Origin of the sequence: Sphingobium sp. SCG-1 (assembly GCF_002953135.1) — a bacterium.
Taxonomy (GTDB): Bacteria; Pseudomonadota; Alphaproteobacteria; order Sphingomonadales; family Sphingomonadaceae; genus Sphingobium.
In genome coordinates, this window is record NZ_CP026372.1 from 1572455 (window position 1) to 1591519 (window position 19065).

A 19065-nucleotide genomic window follows, 5' to 3' on the forward strand; every position below is an offset into this window, starting at 1 on the left:
GCGTGTCGAACTCACCTATAACGCTGCCGCTACAAGAAGGACCTACCACCATGGATGATCGGACGATCAGCGCCCCTTGCCCTGCTTCCTCCATTCCTCGCGGTGACCATGTCCAGCTATCTCACATTCTCCAGTCTCTCCGCTGCCACTCCTGATGGCCGCACCCTTTTCCACGACCTGACACTTTCGGTCGGCGCTGAACGCATCGGTCTTGTCGGGCGAAACGGGTCAGGCAAGTCGACACTGCTTCGCATCGCGGCGGGAGACATCGCACCCTCCACTGGGAGCGCCTCTCGCAGCGGCACAGCAGGTAGGCTCGTCCAGGATTGGCGCGACGAGGATGTAATAGCCGCCTCGCTCGGAATTGCCGAAGCCATGGCGATCCACGCGCGCCTCGAGCGAGGCGACGGAACCGCTGCGGACTTCGACGCGGTCGACTGGACCCTTCCAGCCGCAGTCGAGACCGCGCTTGCCGATATCGGGCTGCCAGGGGTGGATCTCGAACGACCGATGGGAAGCCTCTCGGGCGGCGAACGAACGCGCATCGGCATAGCGCGCCTGGCGATCGAACGACCCGACCTGTTACTGCTCGACGAGCCGACCAACAATCTTGACTGCGAAGGTCGCGCGGCGATCGAGCGACTGGTGATGGCGTGGTCCGGTGGGGCGCTGGTCGTCAGTCATGATCGCGCGCTGCTCGAACGCATGGACCGCATCGTCGAACTCAACCCGGTCGAGATCCGCATCGTCAGCGGTGGCTGGTCGGCCTTCTCCGCCGCGCGTGACGCCGAACACGCGCGGGCGGAGGCAGAACTTGACCGCGCGGACGCAGCGTTGCGCCTCACTCGTCTCGCCACCCAGGCTGCGAGGGAGGCCAAGGACCGACGCGACAAAGCAGGACATGCTTTTGCGGCCAAGCGACCGGAACCTAAAATCCTGCTTGGCGCACAGGCTGAGCGGGCGGAAAATAGCAGCGGCAACGCCCGGCGCCTTGCCGAGCGGCAGATAGACCAAGCAGCTCATGCGAGGGATGTGGCACGTGCCCGGATTGAAATACTTACTCCCCTCGCCATCGCTCTGCCTGCGGCCGAAATGCCCTCGCAGGCCGAAGTGCTCGCCATGGAAGATGCGACTGTCGATGTCGGCGTCCGCCGCTTAGGCCCTTGGACGTTCTCCATCCACGGCCCTGAACGCGTAGCGATAAGCGGCGCGAACGGCGCAGGCAAGTCGACCCTCCTCTGCTTGGCAGTCGGGGATTTGGTACCCGCCACCGGTATTGTACGACGACGGCGCGATCGGATAGCTATGCTGGACCAACATGTCGGCCTGCTCAACCAACAGAACACGATCATTGGCAATATGCGCTGTCTCCACCCGACGCTGAACGACGAGGCAATCTATGCGGCTTGTGCACGCTTCGCCTTCCGAAACCGCGATGCCCATCGGATCGTTGACAGCCTCTCAGGCGGCGAGCGCCTACGTGCAGGATTGGCGGCTGCGCTTTCTGGACGGCAGCCGCCGTGGCTGCTGATTCTTGATGAGCCGACCAATCATCTTGATCTAGACTCGATGGGGACGCTGGAACAGGCGCTTAGAGCATTTGACGGCGCGCTGATCGTTGTCAGCCATGAACAGCGTTTCCTTGACGCCATCAGTATTCAGCGAACCATAGATATCGCTGGAGCATGACGAATGCACGAGGGCCGCAAGCCAAAACGACCCATGCCGGCCGTTTAACATGCGATTTCCCCTCTTCAGCAGCCGGCCGTCTGCTATTCCGGCGACTGGCGCCCGATTGCAGACATTCAGCGGCGCTGCCATAGATGTGATTTATAGCTGGAGCTGCCTGCTTGCTTAAAGGATCGTGCCATTGCGAGAAGTCAGCTTGGACGTTGGCCGGCGATCCGGGCTCACAGCCTGCAACTGCACGCTTTGCCATCGCTACGGTGCACTTTGGGCATACGACTTCGAAGGTGGCAGGATCAGCATCACGGGTCCGACATCGAGCTTCCGCCGCGTTGGTAAGGCTGACCCTGCTTTAGAAATCTTGTTCTGCCCATCCTGCGCCGGTGTTCTCGCGTGGCGAGGCTTAAGGCTGGAACAGGATGGGAGCCGGCGCATGGCGGTAAACGTGCGGCTTGCCGAACTTTAATCCGTTGCCGACCTTTCTATCGATCACTTCGACGGGTTCGACACCTTTGATGATCTTCATTTCGACGGACGAACCGTGCGGGATCTTGGGCCTGAGAAGCACGACTATGAAAGGCGGGTCTCCACCCTCGATGGTCATTCGGCATGGTGCCTGGGCGTTGAACGCCGCGACAGTAGCCCGTCCGTTTTCGGGCGGAAAGAGCGAGCCGGGCACAACCGACCCTTAGGCTACGTTGATGCCGCCATTTTTCATTCCCAGGAGCAGACGTTCGGCTAATATGGCGGCAGACGCGTTTTTGGCAGTTCGAGCGTCGTCGAACGGACCTTACCCGGAAGCGCGATCTTGTAGGTCCATGACGCTATTGCCGCGCTCTCTACGGGTCGAGGTCCACAATGTTTGATCGCTTCAAAGTCTTGCTCCAATATCTGCTCCCCAAGCGGCATTTGACCGTTTTTGCCGGACGCATCGCGGGAGCGCGAGGGGGCGCAATCACGACCCGGCTAATTCGCTGGTTCGTGGGCAAGTACCGCGTTGACATGACCGAAGCGGAAAATGCGGACATCGTCAGCTACAAGAGCTTCAATGACTTCTTCACGCGTCCGCTCAAAGTCGGCGCTCGTCCTTTGGCGGATGCGGATTTCGTCTGCCCTGTGGATGGTGCGATTAGCCAGCTCGGCACCATCGACGATCACCACATCCTACAGGCCAAGGGGCATCGCTTTACCACTACCGAACTAGTTGGCGGCGACAATGCCCTCGCTGCCAACTTCCGTCACGGAAGCTTCGCTAACTTATATCTGTCACCCAAGGATTATCACCGTCTGCACATGCCCTGCGACGGTACGCTCACGCGCATGATCTACGTACCAGGTGCACTGTTCTCTGTGAATCCGATCACCGCGCGCGGCGTGCCGAACCTGTTCGCGCGCAACGAACGTGTCGTGTGTGTGTTCGAGTCGGCGCAACACGGGCCGTTCGTGATGGTGCTGGTCGGGGCCACCATCGTCGGTAGCATGGCAACAGTGTGGCACGGCATCGTCAATCCCAGGCGCACTAATAGAGCGACCGAATGGAGATATGCTGATCAAGCCATAGTGCTCAATAAGGGTGAGGAGATGGGCCGCTTTCTTCTCGGCTCTACGATCGTGATGCTATTCAAGCCGGGCACCATTGCCTTCAACAAAGACTGGAAGCCGGAGCGGCAAGTGCGCCTTGGCGAGCGGATGGGCGATCGCCTTGTCTAAGCAATTTCTAGGCTCTGCCTTGCCTACTTCGATTACCATCTTCTGGCCTCGACCAATTTTGGTCGCTCTGCTTATCTAGCCTTGATGCCAAAAGCGGACTTCGGGAAATTATTCGGAGGCAGTGTGGGCATAGAGGTCAAAATCTATGGCAAGCCCGCGCGCCGATAGTGCGCCTAAGGTCTGAGGAGCCAACGTGATCCCGCCGGTCCAATCAACGAAATATCCGCCAACACTCATGTAGCAGTGGTAGCGCGCAGTAAGATATTTCCATACTTCGAGGTCATCCGTCAGCCTTGCTAACAGCGTTGATATTTGGTCATTGAGATCGACAGGAGTGTTCCAGTCACCACCAAGCTGCCACTTTCCAGTGCTCGCTTCGGTACATTTTCCGTGGCTACCAAGAAATTTCTCGCCTTTCGCAACCCCCAAGCGTGGCTCTGCACCCAACAGGGCTGTAATTTCTGATGGGACGAGATCATCCTCGTCGATCAACAAAGATACGCTGGCTCGTTGTAGATTATCCATCGCCTTTCCTACCCCGCATTATCGCAAGCGGGAAGCCATTCAGCGGCAGCTATCTCCGATGCTCAGCCCAATACCGGACGTTCCGCTCCCCACCCATCTAAGACATTCCACTTTCCTAGCCCATTACCCCAGCGCTGCACATAAGCTACACTCCGGCAACAATGCCGCACCTCACCACCCCCGCGATAATCTGCGCCGTTCGCCATCATGGCGAGCATGGTGCGGTCGTGCGGGCTATGACACCGCAGCATGGGCTCGTCTCCGGCTATGTGCGGGGCGGGCGGTCGCGGCAGGTGCGGCCTGTCCTGCAGCCCGGCAACATCGTGCAGGCCGAGTATCGCGCGCGCACGCCGGACCAACTTGCCAGTCTCACCGTCGAGATGATCCACAGCCGCGCACCGCTTATTGGCGAGCCGCTGCCTGCCGCCGCGATAGATTGGACATGCGCGCTCACCGCCGCGGCGTTGCCCGAGGAGAACGCCTATCCCGCGCTTCATCAGGCGCTGGACGGGGTGCTGACCGCTATCGAAGCCGCGCCCGCCGCGCGCGGCTGGGCTGTCGCGCTCGTTCGTTACGAATTACTGTTGCTCACGGAACTTGGCTTCGGTCTTGATCTTGACCAATGCACGGTCACCGGCGCGCGCGGCGATCTCACTTATGTCAGCCCCAAGAGCGCCGCCGCTGTCAGCACCGCCGCTGCCACCGGCTATGAAGCCCGCCTCCTCTCGCTGCCCCCGTTCCTCACCGCAGGCGGGCAGGCGGAGTGGCCCGATATATTGAATGGCCTGGTGCTCACCGGCCATTTTCTCGAACGCTCGATCCTGACCGACCGCCGCCGTGACGTGCTCGCCGCCCGCGAACGCCTCGTGGAGCGGCTGAAAAGAGCGGTTGCGTGACGCGCGCGCTTCCTGCATCTGCGCCCCACAGATAGAGGGAGCCTTAGGAATGCTGGTTGCGCTGTTGCCGGGGGACGGGATCGGACCGGAAGTCACGACGCAGGCGCGGCGCGTTCTCGATGCGCTTGCCATTGACGGCTTGACCTATGAGGAAGCCTTGGTTGGCGGCGCGGCGTACAAGGCCAGCGGCCATCCGCTGCCGCCTGAAACGCTGGACCTCGCCCGCCGCGCAGACGCCATTCTGTTCGGCGCGGTCGGCGACCCGGACTGCGATGCGTTGGAGCGTCACCTCCGTCCCGAACAGGCGATCCTTGGCCTGCGCAAGGAATTGACGCTGTTCGCCAATCTGCGCCCTGCCAAGATGTTTCCCGAACTTGCCGATGCCTCCACGCTTCGCCCGGAAATCGCCTCCGCCATCGACCTGATGATCGTCCGCGAATTGAACGGCGACGTCTATTTCGGCGAAAAGGGTATGCGCAAGACCGCCGATGGCCAGCGCGAAGGCTATGACATCATGTCGTACAGCGAAAGCGAAGTCCGCCGCATCGCCCATTCCGCGTTCCGCACGGCGCAGGCCCGCCGTGGCAAGCTCTGCTCGGTCGACAAGGCGAACGTGCTCGAAACCTCGCAACTCTGGCGCGACGTGGTGATCGAGACGGCGGTGGACTATCCCGACGTGGCGCTCACGCACATGTATGTCGACAACGCCGCGATGCAGCTTGTGCGCAATCCCGGCCAGTTCGATGTGATCGTGACCGGCAATTTGTTCGGCGATATCCTCTCCGATCAGGCGAGCATGTGCGTCGGCTCCATCGGTATGCTCGCCTCCGCCTCGCTCGACAGCGCGGGCAAGGGCCTGTACGAACCCATCCACGGCAGCGCGCCGGATATCGCCGGGCAGGGCAAGGCCAATCCGCTGGCAGCGGTTCTTTCCGCCGCGATGATGCTGCGTTACTCGCTTGGGTTGCCCGCGCAGGCGGACCGGATCGAAGCGGCGGTGGCGAAGGCGTTGGCCGGCGGCGCACGCGGCGCTGATCTTGGCGGCACGATGACCACGGCGCAGATCGGCGACGCGGTCCTCGCTGCACTTTGACGAGATAGAACGGAAAGACACGCCATGAAACGGCACAGCGGCCAAGACCCCAAGATCACCGCCAACTGGCGGCCCGCTACGCTCGCGGTAAGGGGCGGCACTGCGCGTTCGGAATGGGGCGAAACCTCCGAAGCTCTGTTCCTGACTTCTGGCTATTCCTACGACCGCGCAGAGGATGCCGCTGCACGGTTCTCGGGCGATCAGCAGGGGATGACCTACAGCCGCCTGCAAAACCCCACGGTCGAGATGCTGGAAAAGCGCATCGCACTGCTGGAAGGGGCGGAAGCCTGCCGTGCCACCACGACCGGCATGGCCGCGATGACGGCAGCGCTGCTCTGCCAGCTTTCCGCGGGCGATCATGTCGTCGCGGGCAAGGCGCTGTTCGGCTCCTGCCGCTGGCTCACCGATACGCTGCTGCCCAAATTCGGGATAGAGACGACGACCGTAGACGCGCGCGACCTTTCCGCATGGGAAGCCGCCATCCGCCCGAATACGAAGGTCTTCTTTTTCGAAACGCCCGCCAATCCGACGATGGATGTGGTGGATCTTGCGGCCGTCTGCGGGCTCGCCAAGGCGCACGGGATCACCTCGGTCGTGGACAATGCCTTCGCGACGCCTGCGCTCCAGCGCCCGATGGATTTCGGCGCAGACGTCGTCGCTTATAGCGCCACGAAGATGATGGACGGGCAGGGCCGCGTCCTCGCCGGCGCAATCTGCGGTTCGGAAGATTTCATCCTCAATACGCTACTGCCGTTCCACCGCAACACCGGCCCGACACTCAGCGCGTTCAATGCGTGGGTGGTCTTGAAGGGCCTGGAAACGCTCGACCTGCGCATCCGCCGCCAGAGCGAGAACGCGATCAAGGTCGCCAATTTCCTCGAAAGCCGCGTGGATCGCGTCATGTATCCCGGCATCCCCAGCCACCCGCAGCACGATCTCGCCATGCGGCAGATGGACATGGCCGGACCGATCTTCTCGCTCTACACCGGCGGCGGCAGGGCAGGGGCGCACGGCCTGCTGAACGGTTTGCAGCTTATCGACATCAGTAACAATATCGGCGATTCCCGCTCGCTGATGACGCATCCGGCATCGACCACGCACTATGGCATGGCGGAAGAAGCACGGCTGGAAGTCGGCATCACCGAGGATATGCTGCGCATCAACGTCGGTCTCGAAGATCCCGAGGATTTGATCGCTGATCTCGATCAGGCACTGAAGTCGATTGGCCGTTGACTGTCTGCGGCCTCTGGGTGATTTTGGGGGCGTGAAATCGCTGTTCCCCTTTGCCTCGACCACGCACGACATCACCGTGCGCGTGTCGGTCAGCTTCCTGCCGGAGCAGTCCGAGCCGGATCGTGGCCGCTGGTTCTGGGCCTACCACATCCGCCTGGAGAATGAGGGGACGTCGCCTGTCCAGCTTCTCACGCGCCGCTGGCTCATCACAGACGGGCGCGGCGCGCAGCATCATGTCGAGGGCGAAGGCGTCGTCGGTGAGCAACCCGTGCTGCAACCCGGCAAATCCTACGACTATGTGTCCGGCTGCCCGCTTCAGACGCCGACGGGCGCCATGAAGGGCAGCTACCATATGGTCGGCGTCAGCGGCGAGACATTCGATATCGCCATTCCGGAATTTCCTCTGATCGCCCCAGCCATCGCCGAATGAAACGCACGCACCTGCCCCTGAATGGCCTGCGCGTGCTGGATGCCGCCGCGCGGCATCTGAGCTTTACGCGCGCCGCCGATGAGCTCGCGGTGACGCCTGCGGCCGTCGGTCAGCAAATTCGCGCGCTGGAGGACATGCTGGGCGTGGTCCTCTTCCGCCGCACGCCCAAGGGCCTCGAACTCACGCCCGAGACCGAAGCGGGCCTTGATGCGCTCCGGTCCGGCTTCCTGATGTTCGAGGAAGCGGTGCGCGCGATGCAGGTCGGCCAGTCCAGCCTGTCGCTCACCATCGCCGCGCCACGCGACATTACCGCGAAATGGCTCCAGGGGCAGCTAGCCATATATGCGCAGGGTCAGACCGATCTGCATTTCTCGCTGGTCGCTGCCGACGATATTCTCGATTTCACTGAAGCCAATCTCGACCTTGCTTTGCGCCTCACCGACGGCCCCGGCGAGCATGAAGGCGTTCGCGTCGGCACTGCGGCTTTCGTCACGGTGGAAGCGCCGCAGGGCGGTTCGGATCGCCTCATCGACTGGCCCGGATCGCCCGAAGCGGGGGAGGCCGATCCCTTCATGCGCGTTGCCGATGCGGGCCTTGCCATCGAGGCGGCGGCGAACGGCTTTGGCCGTGCGACCGTGCCGCTCCTTCTCGCCAGCCGCGACATAGCCGAGGGCCGCGTTGCCCAAGTCGGCGAACCCGTCGAATCCGCACGCGGTTACTGGCTCGTCGCGCCGCTTCCCCAGTGGCGACAAAAGAAGGTGAAGGCGCTCGTTGAAGCCCTGAAAGGCAGTGAGGCACCATGATCGCACCGGAGCATTTCACCACCGACCGGCTGATGCTCCGTCCTCTTCTGCCCTCTGATGCGGAAGCGTTGTTCCCTGCCTTCTCCGATCCCGATCTGATGACATGGTGGTCAAGCGGGCCGCACGCCACCGTCGAGGAAACCCGCGCCTACATCAATCCTGAAGGCGGCTATGGCGACGACTGGCTCGCCTGGGCGATTACCTCCAACGGTGAGGATGCGATTGGCCGCGTCGGTGCGGGGATGCGCCGTCCCGGTGTGTGGGAAATCGGCTACCTCCTGCGCCGCGACCTTTGGGGTCGTGGCTACGCGCGCGAGGCCGTCGCAGGCGTTGTCGACTATTTGTTCAACGAGAAAGACGCGCGTCGCATCTTCGCCGATGTCGATCCTGACAATGTGCTTTCGATCGGTTTGCTGCGGCGCCTCGGTTTCCGAGAGGAAGGCCGCCTGCGTGCAGAATGGGAAACGCATCTGGGCGTCCGAGACAGCCTGATCTTCGGGCTGCTCAAGGATGAGTGGAATGCAGCGCGGTGAGGATGTCACGCTTCCTATAATCCGTTCGCCCTGAGCGAAGTCGAAGGGTCAAGCTGAACGCAGTGAAGCTGCTTCGCCTGCGCTCAGCAGACCCTTCGACAAGCTCAGGGCGAACGGAGGTGGGGTAGTGGAGGTCCTAGCCTCCGACTTTCTCCGCCAGCTCCAGCCACCTCTCCTCCGCCGCGTCCTTCTCCGCCCGCGCCCGATCGATGGCCTCGGTCAGGCTCGCGAACTTGTCCGGGTTCTTCACATATAACGCCGGATCGGCCAACGCCGCCTCGTCCCGCGCAATCGCCGCTTCGATCTCCTCGATCCGGCGCGGCAGCAGCTCGTAATCCCGCTGATCCTTATACGTCAACTTCACGACTTTCGGCGCAGGTGCAACAGGCGCAGCCGCCTCAACCTTCTTCGCAACCTTAGGCGCGTTGCGCGCTTTCCGCTGCTTCATCCAGTCCTGATAGCCACCCACCACAATGTCGATTTCGCCCGAGCCATCCAGCCCCAGCGTCATCGTTACTGTCTTGTCGAGGAAGTCGCGGTCATGGCTGACGATCAGCACCGTGCCGTCATAATCGGCGATCACTTCCTGCAAAAGGTCCATCGTCTCCAAGTCGAGATCATTGGTCGGCTCGTCCAGCACCAGCAGGTTTGACTCCCGCGCAAATTCCCGCGCCAGCAACAGCCGCGATCGCTCGCCACCCGATAACGTCCCAACCTTCGCCTCGGCCAGCGACGGATCGAACAGGAACTCCTTCAAATAGCCATGCACATGCTTGCGCACGCCGCGCACGTCGATCCAGTCGCCACCTTCTGCCAGCACTTCGCGCACGCGCTTCTCCGGCGCCATCAGGCTGCGCTGCTGGTCGATGAAGATCATGTCCAGCGTCTTCGACAGCGTCACAATGCCGCTATCCGGCTCGATCTCGCCCGTCAGCAGCTTGAGCAATGTCGTCTTGCCCGCGCCATTGCCGCCGACGATACCGATCCGGTCGCCGCGCTGGATGCGGATGCTGAAATCGTCGATGATCGTGCGGTCGCCAAAGCGCTTCGTCGCGTGCGCCGTAGTGATGACGCTCTTGGTCTTGCTTCCATCGCTCGCCATCGCCAGCTTGGCGATCCCCTGCGGTCCGACCATCGCGGCGCGCTGCTCGCGCATTTCATATAGCTTAGACAAGCGGCCCTGATTGCGCTTGCGCCGCGCCGTCACGCCGCGCTCCAGCCAGTGCGCCTCGATCTTCAACTTCGCATCCAGCTTCTCCGCCGCGCGCGTTTCCTCGGCGTAAACCTGCTCCATCCACGAATCGAACCCGCCGAAGCCGATCTCCGCGCGCCGGATGCTGCCCCGATCCAGCCAGAGTGTCTGCTTCGTCAGCCGCGTCAGGAAGGTCCGGTCATGGCTGATGACCACGAACGCACCATTGTAACGGTTGAGCCAGCTCTCCAGCCAGTCGATCGCGGCGATGTCCAGATGGTTGGTCGGTTCGTCCAGCAGCAGCAGGTCCGGCTCGCTCGCGAGCGCACGGCAGATCGCCGCCCGCCGCCGCTCGCCGCCGCTCGCGGTGGCCGCTTCGCGCGACAAGTCGACGCCCAACTGATCGGCAATCGCCTCGACCTCATGCGGCTCCGGCGCGAACTCGCCAGATAGCGCGAAATCATGCAGCGTCGCGAAGGCCCGCACATCCGGATCTTGCTCCAGCATCACGACATGCTTGCCCGGCACGATCGATCGCGTGCCTTGATCCGCCTCGATGCTGCCGGCAAGCAGCTTCAACAGCGTCGTCTTGCCCGCGCCGTTGCGCCCGATCAGCGCCAGCCGGTCGCGTTGCCCGACCTGTATGTCCAGCCCCTTGAACAGCCAGCCGCTGCCCTGATTGAGACCAAGATTTTCGAAACTGAGTATAGGTGCCGCCATGCCGGTGCAGCTAGGGCTTGAACCGCCGTGAGGCAAGGGGTGCCGCCAGTCATCGCGCATTCACACCGTCCTGTCATAGATCATGAACAGATGGTTTCGGAACCGCCACGACATACAGGGCGTTTGCCGACCCGCTTGCACTGGAGAAAATGCTCATGAAGTTCGCCCCCCTAATCCTCCCCGCGTTGCTGCTGACGACGGCGGCACATGCGCAAACACAGGTGAACCTCACCGAGACTGCGCCGGTCGTGACGCTCAATGTCACCGAAACCGTGGAAGCGACGCCCGACGTCGCGACCGTCGGCACGGGCGTCGAGACGCGCGCGATGACGGCGAAGCAGGCTATGTCGGACAATGCCGAGAAGATGACGAGCCTGATCGCGGCGCTCACCAAGGCGGGCATCCCGAAGAAGGACATCCAGACCAGCGGCCTCCGCCTCAATGCGCAATATGATTATAGCGGCCGCAATCCCAACGGATCGCAGTCGCCGCCAAAATTCATTGGCTACGAAGCCGCGAACCAATTGAGCGTCACCCTGCGCGATGTATCGAAGGTCGGCGACTTGCTCGACCGGATGGTGGCCGCGGGTGCGACCAGCATCAACGGCCCCAATTTTTCGATAGACGATCCCGCACCACTGCATGTGCAGGCGCGCGGCGCTGCGCTCAAGACCGCAAAGGCACAAGCGGACTTCTACGCCCAGCAAACAGGCTTCCGTTCCGCGCGTCTGGTCTCGATCAGCGAGAGCAATAGCGGCGGTATGCGTCCGCTGGCGTTCGCGGCCGATCGCATGAAAGTCTCCTTACAGGCTGCACCGACTCCCGTCGAACCCGGCCAAGTCTCCGCTGCGGTGACACTCACCGTGCAATACGCACTGGAACGCTAGGTCATCTTGGGCCGGTAAGCCTGCTTTATCGGCCCGCATCCCCCATTCACCACCTGTTCAATGCTGGCCCACTATGCCATGAACCATGCCGATGACGTCCAAGCCCCTGTTTTTCTTCGCGCTCCTCGCCGTTGCCTTGACGGGCGTCGACGTATCGCATGCGCAGGCGATGGGCCGGCGCGACGAACAGGACGCTGCCCGCCGCGCAATGCTGGAAGGGCAGGTGATGCCGTTCTCGATCATCAAGCGCCGGGTGGAATCGGAAATGGACGACGCGACTTATCTCGGGTCGGAGTTCAATCCCTCGTCCAACCGTTACCGCCTGAAATATGTGAAGGAGGGCAAGGTGGTTTGGGTGGACGTGGACGGCCGGACCGGCGAAATCATCGGCTGGGCGCGATAACCGCCCGCGCCTGCAATTATAAAAGGAAAGGGGCCTTATGCGTCTGTTGATCGTAGAGGATGAGCCAAGCCTCGGCCAGCAACTCAAGAATACGCTGGAAGGCGCAGGCTATGCTGTCGACTTAGCGACCGATGGCGAAGATGGCCATTTCCTGGGCTCTACCGAAGCCTATGACGCGGTCGTGCTTGACCTTGGCCTGCCCGAAATCGACGGACTGACTGTCCTTGATCGCTGGCGCAAGGATGGCAAGACGTTCCCTGTTCTCGTCCTCACCGCCCGCGATAGCTGGTCGGACAAGGTCGCGGGCCTCGACGCCGGTGCCGACGACTATCTTGCCAAACCCTTCCAGAGCGAGGAACTGATCGCCCGCCTGCGCGCGTTGATCCGCCGCGCATCGGGCAATGCGTCGAGCGAACTTATCGCGGGCGACGTCCGCCTCGATACACGCTCTGGCAAGGTCACGCTGAACGGCGAGCCGGTGAAGCTCACGGCGCAGGAATATAAGCTCCTGTCCTATCTGATCCACCACAAGGGCAAGGTCGTCAGCCGCACCGAACTGATCGAGCATATCTACGATCAGGATTTCGACCGCGACTCCAACACCATCGAAGTGTTCGTCACGCGCATCCGCAAGAAGCTCGGTGCGGACGTCATTACGACGATCCGTGGGCTTGGTTACAGCCTGGATGAGCCAGTCGGCTGAGCGCCGTACTGGCCAGCATATCCAGCTTGGCGGACTCCGCAGAGCCTCGTAAGCGTAAAGGATCGACCGGCTCCCTCAGCCGGCGCATCATCGGCATTGCGTCGCTGTGGATCGTCGTGCTGCTGCTGGGCGGGGGCATTGCGCTCGACCGCGTGCTGGCGGACGCAGTGACGCGCAATTTCGACGACGGCATGAACTACGTGCTGACCGCGATGATCGCGTCGGCCGAACTTGGGCCCGATGGCGAAGTGTTCTTCAATCGCCCGCTCGCCGATCAGCGCTTCCTCGAACCGAACAGCGGCCTTTACTACCAGATCAGCGCGCCCGGTCGCGAAGACTGGCGCTCGCGCTCGTTATGGGATCGCGCGCTGAAGGTCGACACGACGCATGAGGACCGCGACTTTCATGTCTACGACAGCAAGCAGTTCCCCGGCGAGGACTTGCGCGTCATGGAGCGCCGCGTGGTCCTGCCCGGCTCCAAGACGGCATGGATGTTCATGGTCGCACAGGCCCGGTCAGGTCTCGATAGCCAGATAGAGGCGTTGCGATCGACGCTGCTCAAAAGCTTCGCCATGCTCGGGCTGGGGCTGATCGTCATGGTTGCGCTCCAGACGATCTACGGACTGCTCCCTCTTCGTCGCGTGCGGCTGGAGATCATTGCCATGCGCGCTGGTGAAAAGAGTCGCGTCACTGCGCCGATGCCGAGCGAATTGCGGCCGATGGTCGAGGAGCTGAACGCCCTGTTGGCGCACAACGAACGACAGGCGGAGGAAGCGCGCACTCACGCCGGCAATCTCGCCCATGCGCTCAAGACGCCGCTCACCGTGATCATGAACGCCGCGACGGCCAATGCGCCGGACCTTGGCGACACAGTCATCCGCGAAGCCACGACGATGCGACGGCAAGTCGATCACCACCTTGCCCGCGCCCGCGCCGTCGGCCGTCGCGGTTCCGCACAAAGCCGCGCCGAAGTCTGGGGCAGCCTGCAAGCCGTCGAGCGCGCCGTCGCCCGGCTTTACCCCTATGTCCGCATCGACATGGACGGCGACAAGACCGTCGCGGTTCGGGTGGAGCGTCAGGATCTCGACGAACTGCTCGGCAACCTGATCGAAAATGCCGCGAAATATGGCGGTGGCAGCGTGTTCGCGACCGTGTCCCGCGCGCTCGACATGGTCGACATAGCGATAGAAGACGACGGGCGCGGCATTGCCGAGGCCGACCGCGAACGCATATTCGATCGGGGCGTGCGGCTCGATTCGGGGAAGCCGGGGACGGGGCTCGGCCTTGCTATCGTGCGGGACGTGGCGGAAATATACGGCGGCACTGTCACGCTTGAAGAGAGTGAAGACCTGGGCGGTACCCTCGTCAGGCTGCGGCTTCCCGCGGCGGGTTAGGCGCCTGCGCGAACCAGATGATCCCGCCAAGGATCATCGCCATTCCGACGAGATGATAACCCGCCAGCGTCTCTCCCAATAATAGTACCGCCATCAATGCGCCCACCAATGGCATCGCATTGATGAACTGCCCCGCAACGGCACTTCCAACCAGCGAAACCCCGCGCACATAGAACACATAGGCGAGGAGCGAAGGGAACGTGGCGACATAGAGCAGCGCGCCTATCGAACCCGGCGTCCACAGGATGCGCGCGCCGCGTAGGAATTCCCAGATCGCCAGCGGCACGACGCAGACCGCGCCGATCAGGAACGTGACCGCCAGGAACGTCAGCGGATGAACCTCCGGCCGCTTCGGTAGCAAAATCGTATAAGCGGCCCAGGACAACGCTGCGATCAGCACCAATATGTCGCCGCGATTAAGCGTCATATGCATCAATGTGTCGAAGCTGCCTCGGGCGATGACGACCAAAACCCCCAGCATGGAAAGAAGGGTGGCCGCCAGTCGGGGCAGGGAGGTTCGCTCGCCTTGGCCGAGCCATGCCATCAGCAGGATGATGGGCGGTATCGCAGCCTGGATGAGCAAAGCGTTGCTTGCCGTTGTGTAATGCACGCCGAGATATAGCAATGTGTTAAATGCCGCCACGCCCAGCAAGCCAAGAATGAGCACGATCTTCCACCTGGTACGCAGCAGGGGCAGGTCAGCGCGAACGTGTGTCCAGGCAAATGGCAGGAGGATGAAGCTGGCGCCAACCCAGCGAAAGGACGCCAATGCCATTGGCGGCACGCTTTCGCGGACAGCCCGACCGATGACGCTGTTCCCGGCCCAGAACAAGATCGTCAGACTCAGCAAAAGATAGGGCCGCTGCCACAGCTTAGCGCCCAGCGCTGCCGCCCCGTTCACTGGTCTCGCGCGCGCTCATGGTGGCGGATCACTTCGTCGATGATGAACCGCAGGAACTTCTCGGTGAAGTCAGGGTCCAGATTGGCGTCGCCAGCCAATTGCCGCAGCCGCGCAATCTGCCGCTCCTCGCGCCCCGGATCGGCAGGAGGGAGCTTGTTCAACGCCTTGTGCTCGCCCACGGCCTGCGTCACCTTGAAACGCTCGGCCAGCATGAACACCAGCGCGGCGTCGATATTGTCGATACTTTCGCGATAGCGTTGCAGCGTTTCGTCCATGCCGGTCTCCCTCGTCTGGAGGCGCTTTTTGCCGCATCGGTGCGTCAAGGCAAGGGCAAGGTCCGCTTTAGCACCATTTAGCGGTTGCCTAATCGATTGCGGATCGCCACTTACGCCCTGTCATGACCGCAACGACCTCCGGAAATGTAGTACGCCTGGGCCGCAACAGCACGCCGTCGCTCGACCCGATGATGGCGCTGGTCGCAGGCGGCATGAACAGCGTCAACAGCGTGATCCTCGACCGGATGCAATCGCGTATCCCGCTGATCCCCGAACTCGCCGGGCATCTGATCGCGGGCGGTGGCAAGCGAATGCGTCCGATGCTGACGCTGGCCTGCGCCGAACTGCTGCAATATCCCGGCACGCGGCACTATAAGCTCGCCGCTGCCGTCGAATTCATTCACACCGCCACGCTGCTGCATGATGATGTCGTGGATCAGTCCGGCCTGCGCCGTGGCCGCCGTACCGCCAACATCATTTGGGGCAACAGCGCCAGCGTGCTGGTCGGCGATTTCCTGTTCAGCCGCTCCTTCGAATTGATGGTGGAAGACGGATCGCTGAAGGTATTGAAGATCCTCGCCAACGCGTCGGCCGTCATTGCGGAAGGTGAAGTCAGCCAGCTCACCGCGCAACGCCGGATCGAGACGGACGAGAATCACTATCTCGACATCATCGGCGCAAAGACCGCCGCCCTCTTCGCCGCTGCCTGCCGCATTGCCGCCGTGGTTGCCGAACGTGACGAAGCGCAGGAACAGGCACTCGACGCCTATGGCCGCAACCTCGGCATAGCGTTCCAGTTGGTCGACGACGCCATCGACTATGAGTCGGACGGCGCGACCATGGGCAAGGACGCGGGCGACGATTTCCGCGACGGTAAAGTCACGCTCCCCGTCATCCTCGCTTACGCACGCGGGAACGAGGAGCAACGCGACTTCTGGAAAGCGGCGATCGCGGGTCACCGCACCTCCGACGAAGACCTGACATACGCCACCACGCTGCTGCGCGAGACCGGCGCGATCGCCGACACTATGGCCCGCGCCCGGCATTACGGGCAGCGCGCTATCGACGCCCTTGGCCCATTCACCAATGGCCAGGCCAAGGCGGCGCTCACCGAAGCAGTGGAATTCGCCATCGCCCGCGCTTATTGATGCGGCGCTGCCTCTCCCGAGGGAGAGGATGATCGATCGATGACGGACCTCCCCATATACGCCGTGCTGCCGGATTTGCTCGCCACGTTGCGCGCGGGTAGCAACGCCGTGCTGGTCGCCCCTCCCGGCGCTGGCAAGACGACCGCCGTTGCCCCGGCGCTGCTTACCGAACCGTGGTGCACCGGCCAGATCCTGCTCCTCTCGCCCCGCCGCCTCGCTGCGCGCGCCGCCGCAGAACGGATCGCCGAAATGCTCGGCGAAGCGCCCGGCAGCACCGCCGGCTACGCGACCCGCATGGACAGTCGCCAGTCAGCCCGCACACGCCTGCTCGTCCTCACCGAAGGCATTTTCCGCAATCGCATACAGGATGACCCGGAACTGTCCGGCGTCTCTGTCGTGCTGTTCGATGAAGTCCACGAACGCAGCCTAGACAGTGACTTCGGCCTCGCGCTCGCGCTGGACGCGCAGGCGGCGCTACGCCCTGACCTGCGCCTCATCGCAATGTCGGCGACGCTCGACGGCGCACGCTTCGCCGCGTTGATGGACGGCTGCGCCGTCATCGAGAGTGAAGGCCGCATCTTCCCACTCGAACTGCGCCATATCGGACGCATCGCGGAAAAGCGGATCGAGGATGAAATGGCCGCCGCGGTAAAGCGCGCTCTTGCCGACGAAGCGCAGGGCGACATCCTCGCCTTCCTCCCCGGCGTCATGGAGATCGAGCGCACGGCGGAACGCCTCGCCAGCCTCCCGTCCTCGATTCGCGTCCACCGCCTCCACGGCTCCCTCGAACCGAGCCAACAGCGCGCGGCGCTCCGCCCAGCGGGGGCAGGGGAACGCAAGGTCATCCTCGCCACCAGCATCGCCGAGACAAGCCTGACCATCGACGGCGTGCGCGTCGTCATCGACAGCGGCCTCGCGCGCCGCCCGCGTTACGACCGCGCGGCAGGCGTCACCCGGCTCGTCACCGAAAAAGCCAGCCAGGCCGCCGCGACACAGCGAGCAGGGCGCGCCGCCCGCCAGACGCCGGGGGTCGCCTATCGCCTCTGGGAAGCCGCCGCGACCGCGGGCATGCCGCCCTTCGATCCGCCCGAGATACTGGAAAGCGACCTCTCCGCACTGCTGCTCGACTGTGCCTTATGGGGCGTCAGCGATCCCGCGACGCTGCGCTGGATCGACTCGCCGCCCGCCGCCGCCATTGACGAAGCCCGCACGCGTTTGCAAGCGCTCGAAGCGCTCGACGCGGACGGTCGCATCACAGCGCACGGTCGCCAAATCGCCGCCTTACCGCTCGCCCCCCGCATCGCGCACATGCTCGTCCGCGCAGCAGAACGCGGCCTCGCGCAAACCGCCGCGGAAATCGCGCTACTGCTGGGTGAGCGCGGCCTCGGCGGCACTGACACGGACCTCTCTCAACGCCTGACACGCTGGCGGCGCGAGGGCGGCCCACGCGCCGAATCGGGTCGCAAGCTGGTGAAACGCTGGACGGCGCTGGTCGGCGGTAATGCGGGCACCAGCGACTCAGATGCTGTGGGCCTCTGCCTCGCACTCGCTTTCCCCGACCGCCTCGCCAAGCGCCGCTCTGCCGATGGCGCGCAGTGGGCCAGCGTCGGCGGGCGCGGCTTCAAACTCGACCCGCTGAGTCCCCTTGCGCGTGAGGAATGGTTGGCGGTCGGCGAGGTGCAGGGCAGCGCGGCAGGCGCCCGCATTCTCTCCGCCGCGCCTATCAGTGAAGCGGACGTGCTGACACTTTTCGGCAACCGCGTCGCGGAACATCGCGTCATCCGTTTCCGCCCCGAGACCGGCGGCATAGAAGCATTGCGCGAACGCCGCTTGGGCGCTCTACGCCTGACCTCCGGATCGGACGACCGCCCCGATCCCGAAGCTGTCGCAAAAGCACTGCTGGAAGGCGTGCGGGCAGGGGGCCTCGACCTCCTCCCATGGTCGGAAGCCGCGCAATCCCTGCATATGCGCGCCGTCTTTGCAGGCGTCGAAGCGCTGTCCGACGCATCCCTGCTCGCCAGCCTCGACGATTGGCTACCGCCGCTGCTCACCGGACGGCGGCGCCTCACCGACATAGACCGCTCCGCGCTCTCCCAATCGCTGGAGAACATCATCGGCTGGGACGGCAAGCAACAAATCGACCGCCTGGCCCCGCCCGATTTCCTATCGCCCGCAGGCAGCCGTCACGCCATTGATTACACCGCGGAGGGCGGCCCCCGCGTCGAACTGCGCGTGCAGGCGCTCTACGGTCTTGCCACGCACCCCTGCGTGGGCGAGGCGCGTATCCCTCTCATCCTCAGCCTCACCTCGCCACCGGGCCGTCCGATCCAGACTACGCGCGACTTGCCAGGATTCTGGGCCGGAAGCTGGTCCGCCGTCGCCAAGGAAATGCGCGGCCGCTACCCGCGCCATCCCTGGCCCGACGATCCCGCCGGAGCCGCCGCCACGCTCCGCACGAAAAAAGCCGACGCGCGCGGGAAATCTTGACCTGCCCCCGCGTTCCGGGGCAAAGCCACTTGCGACCCATGCTTCG

The 19065-nt window shown here is 63.3% G+C and carries 19 protein-coding genes; 14 read left to right on the plus strand and 5 right to left on the minus strand.

The annotated features are described in order from the left end of the window. The first annotated feature begins 54 nt into the window (after positions 1-54). Positions 55-1689 (plus strand): ABC-F family ATP-binding cassette domain-containing protein, encoded by a 1635-nt coding sequence (locus tag C1T17_RS07055; protein ID WP_317617069.1) that lies wholly within the window; start codon positions 55-57, stop codon positions 1687-1689. 400 nt (positions 1690-2089) lie between these two features. On the opposite strand, the gene C1T17_RS21225 is transcribed toward C1T17_RS07055, so the two are convergent. Further along, positions 2090-2290 carry a hypothetical protein gene (locus C1T17_RS21225; RefSeq protein ID WP_189338534.1) on the minus strand — a complete coding sequence of 67 codons (201 nt, stop codon included), beginning with the start codon at positions 2288-2290 and terminating at the stop codon, positions 2090-2092. Between the two features lie 254 nt (positions 2291-2544). On the opposite strand from C1T17_RS21225, the gene asd reads away from it, so the two are divergent. Further along, entirely contained in the window at positions 2545-3396 is an 852-nt protein-coding gene (asd, locus tag C1T17_RS07065) for an archaetidylserine decarboxylase (protein ID WP_104952840.1), read from the plus strand. 108 nt (positions 3397-3504) lie between these two features. Here asd and C1T17_RS07070 read toward each other — a convergent pair whose 3' ends face one another. Continuing rightward, positions 3505-3921: a DUF4279 domain-containing protein gene (locus tag C1T17_RS07070; protein WP_104952841.1), complete on the minus strand. Its 417-nt coding sequence runs from the start codon at positions 3919-3921 to the stop codon at positions 3505-3507. Between the two features lie 161 nt (positions 3922-4082). On the opposite strand from C1T17_RS07070, the gene recO reads away from it, so the two are divergent. From recO to C1T17_RS07100, 6 genes are read left to right on the plus strand one after another with little or no spacing between them, the layout of a single operon-like run. Next, on the plus strand, positions 4083-4817 hold the full coding sequence (recO, locus tag C1T17_RS07075; protein WP_104952842.1) for a DNA repair protein RecO: 735 nt from the start codon (positions 4083-4085) through the stop codon (positions 4815-4817). 49 nt (positions 4818-4866) lie between these two features. Next, the gene (gene leuB / locus C1T17_RS07080; protein ID WP_104952843.1) at positions 4867-5910 is read left to right on the plus strand and encodes a 3-isopropylmalate dehydrogenase; all 1044 of its coding nucleotides are present in this window, start codon (positions 4867-4869) and stop codon (positions 5908-5910) included. Positions 5911-5934: 24 nt separating this feature from the next. Beyond that, positions 5935-7143, plus strand: coding sequence for an O-succinylhomoserine sulfhydrylase (gene metZ / locus C1T17_RS07085; RefSeq protein WP_104952844.1), 1209 nt, complete (start codon positions 5935-5937; stop codon positions 7141-7143). Positions 7144-7174: 31 nt separating this feature from the next. After that, the gene (gene apaG / locus C1T17_RS07090) at positions 7175-7573 is read left to right on the plus strand and encodes a Co2+/Mg2+ efflux protein ApaG (protein ID WP_104955059.1); all 399 of its coding nucleotides are present in this window, start codon (positions 7175-7177) and stop codon (positions 7571-7573) included. Then, the gene (locus tag C1T17_RS07095) at positions 7570-8376 is read left to right on the plus strand and encodes a LysR family transcriptional regulator (protein ID WP_104952845.1); all 807 of its coding nucleotides are present in this window, start codon (positions 7570-7572) and stop codon (positions 8374-8376) included. Before apaG ends, C1T17_RS07095 begins: the two co-directional genes overlap by 4 nt. After that, positions 8373-8909, plus strand: a complete 537-nt coding sequence (locus C1T17_RS07100) for a GNAT family N-acetyltransferase (RefSeq protein ID WP_104952846.1) — start codon at positions 8373-8375, stop codon at positions 8907-8909. The genes C1T17_RS07095 and C1T17_RS07100 overlap by 4 nt, the downstream gene beginning before the upstream one ends. A 136-nt stretch (positions 8910-9045) precedes the next feature. Here the strand turns inward: C1T17_RS07100 and C1T17_RS07105 are convergent, their stop codons facing one another. Next, positions 9046-10821: an ABC-F family ATP-binding cassette domain-containing protein gene (locus C1T17_RS07105; RefSeq protein ID WP_104952847.1), complete on the minus strand. Its 1776-nt coding sequence runs from the start codon at positions 10819-10821 to the stop codon at positions 9046-9048. A 149-nt stretch (positions 10822-10970) separates the two neighbouring features. Here C1T17_RS07105 and C1T17_RS07110 point away from each other — a divergent pair, with 149 nt between their 5' ends. The 4 genes from C1T17_RS07110 (at position 10971) to C1T17_RS07125 (ending at position 14208) form a co-directional block, all read left to right on the plus strand. Beyond that, positions 10971-11708 carry an SIMPL domain-containing protein gene (locus C1T17_RS07110; RefSeq protein ID WP_411269217.1) on the plus strand — a complete coding sequence of 246 codons (738 nt, stop codon included), beginning with the start codon at positions 10971-10973 and terminating at the stop codon, positions 11706-11708. A gap of 85 nt (positions 11709-11793) precedes the next feature. Beyond that, positions 11794-12111 carry a hypothetical protein gene (locus C1T17_RS07115; RefSeq protein WP_411269218.1) on the plus strand — a complete coding sequence of 106 codons (318 nt, stop codon included), beginning with the start codon at positions 11794-11796 and terminating at the stop codon, positions 12109-12111. A 37-nt stretch (positions 12112-12148) separates the two neighbouring features. Further along, the gene (locus C1T17_RS07120; RefSeq protein ID WP_104952849.1) at positions 12149-12814 is read left to right on the plus strand and encodes a response regulator transcription factor; all 666 of its coding nucleotides are present in this window, start codon (positions 12149-12151) and stop codon (positions 12812-12814) included. Between the two features lie 86 nt (positions 12815-12900). Then, positions 12901-14208 carry a sensor histidine kinase gene (locus tag C1T17_RS07125; protein WP_104955060.1) on the plus strand — a complete coding sequence of 436 codons (1308 nt, stop codon included), beginning with the start codon at positions 12901-12903 and terminating at the stop codon, positions 14206-14208. On the opposite strand, the gene C1T17_RS07130 is transcribed toward C1T17_RS07125, so the two are convergent. Further along, the gene (locus tag C1T17_RS07130) at positions 14180-15109 is read right to left on the minus strand and encodes a DMT family transporter (RefSeq protein WP_223262846.1); all 930 of its coding nucleotides are present in this window, start codon (positions 15107-15109) and stop codon (positions 14180-14182) included. The two genes, C1T17_RS07125 and C1T17_RS07130, sit on opposite strands and share 29 nt — an antisense overlap. Continuing rightward, positions 15106-15384 carry a chorismate mutase gene (locus C1T17_RS07135; protein WP_104952850.1) on the minus strand — a complete coding sequence of 93 codons (279 nt, stop codon included), beginning with the start codon at positions 15382-15384 and terminating at the stop codon, positions 15106-15108. Before C1T17_RS07135 ends, C1T17_RS07130 begins: the two co-directional genes overlap by 4 nt. Before the next feature lie 122 nt (positions 15385-15506). Here C1T17_RS07135 and C1T17_RS07140 point away from each other — a divergent pair, with 122 nt between their 5' ends. Further along, a complete protein-coding gene (locus C1T17_RS07140; protein WP_104952851.1) occupies positions 15507-16532 on the plus strand; it encodes a polyprenyl synthetase family protein in 1026 nt (341 codons plus the stop codon). 39 nt (positions 16533-16571) lie between these two features. After that, entirely contained in the window at positions 16572-19019 is a 2448-nt protein-coding gene (hrpB, locus tag C1T17_RS07145; RefSeq protein WP_104952852.1) for an ATP-dependent helicase HrpB, read from the plus strand. Positions 19020-19065: the final 46 nt, after the last annotated feature.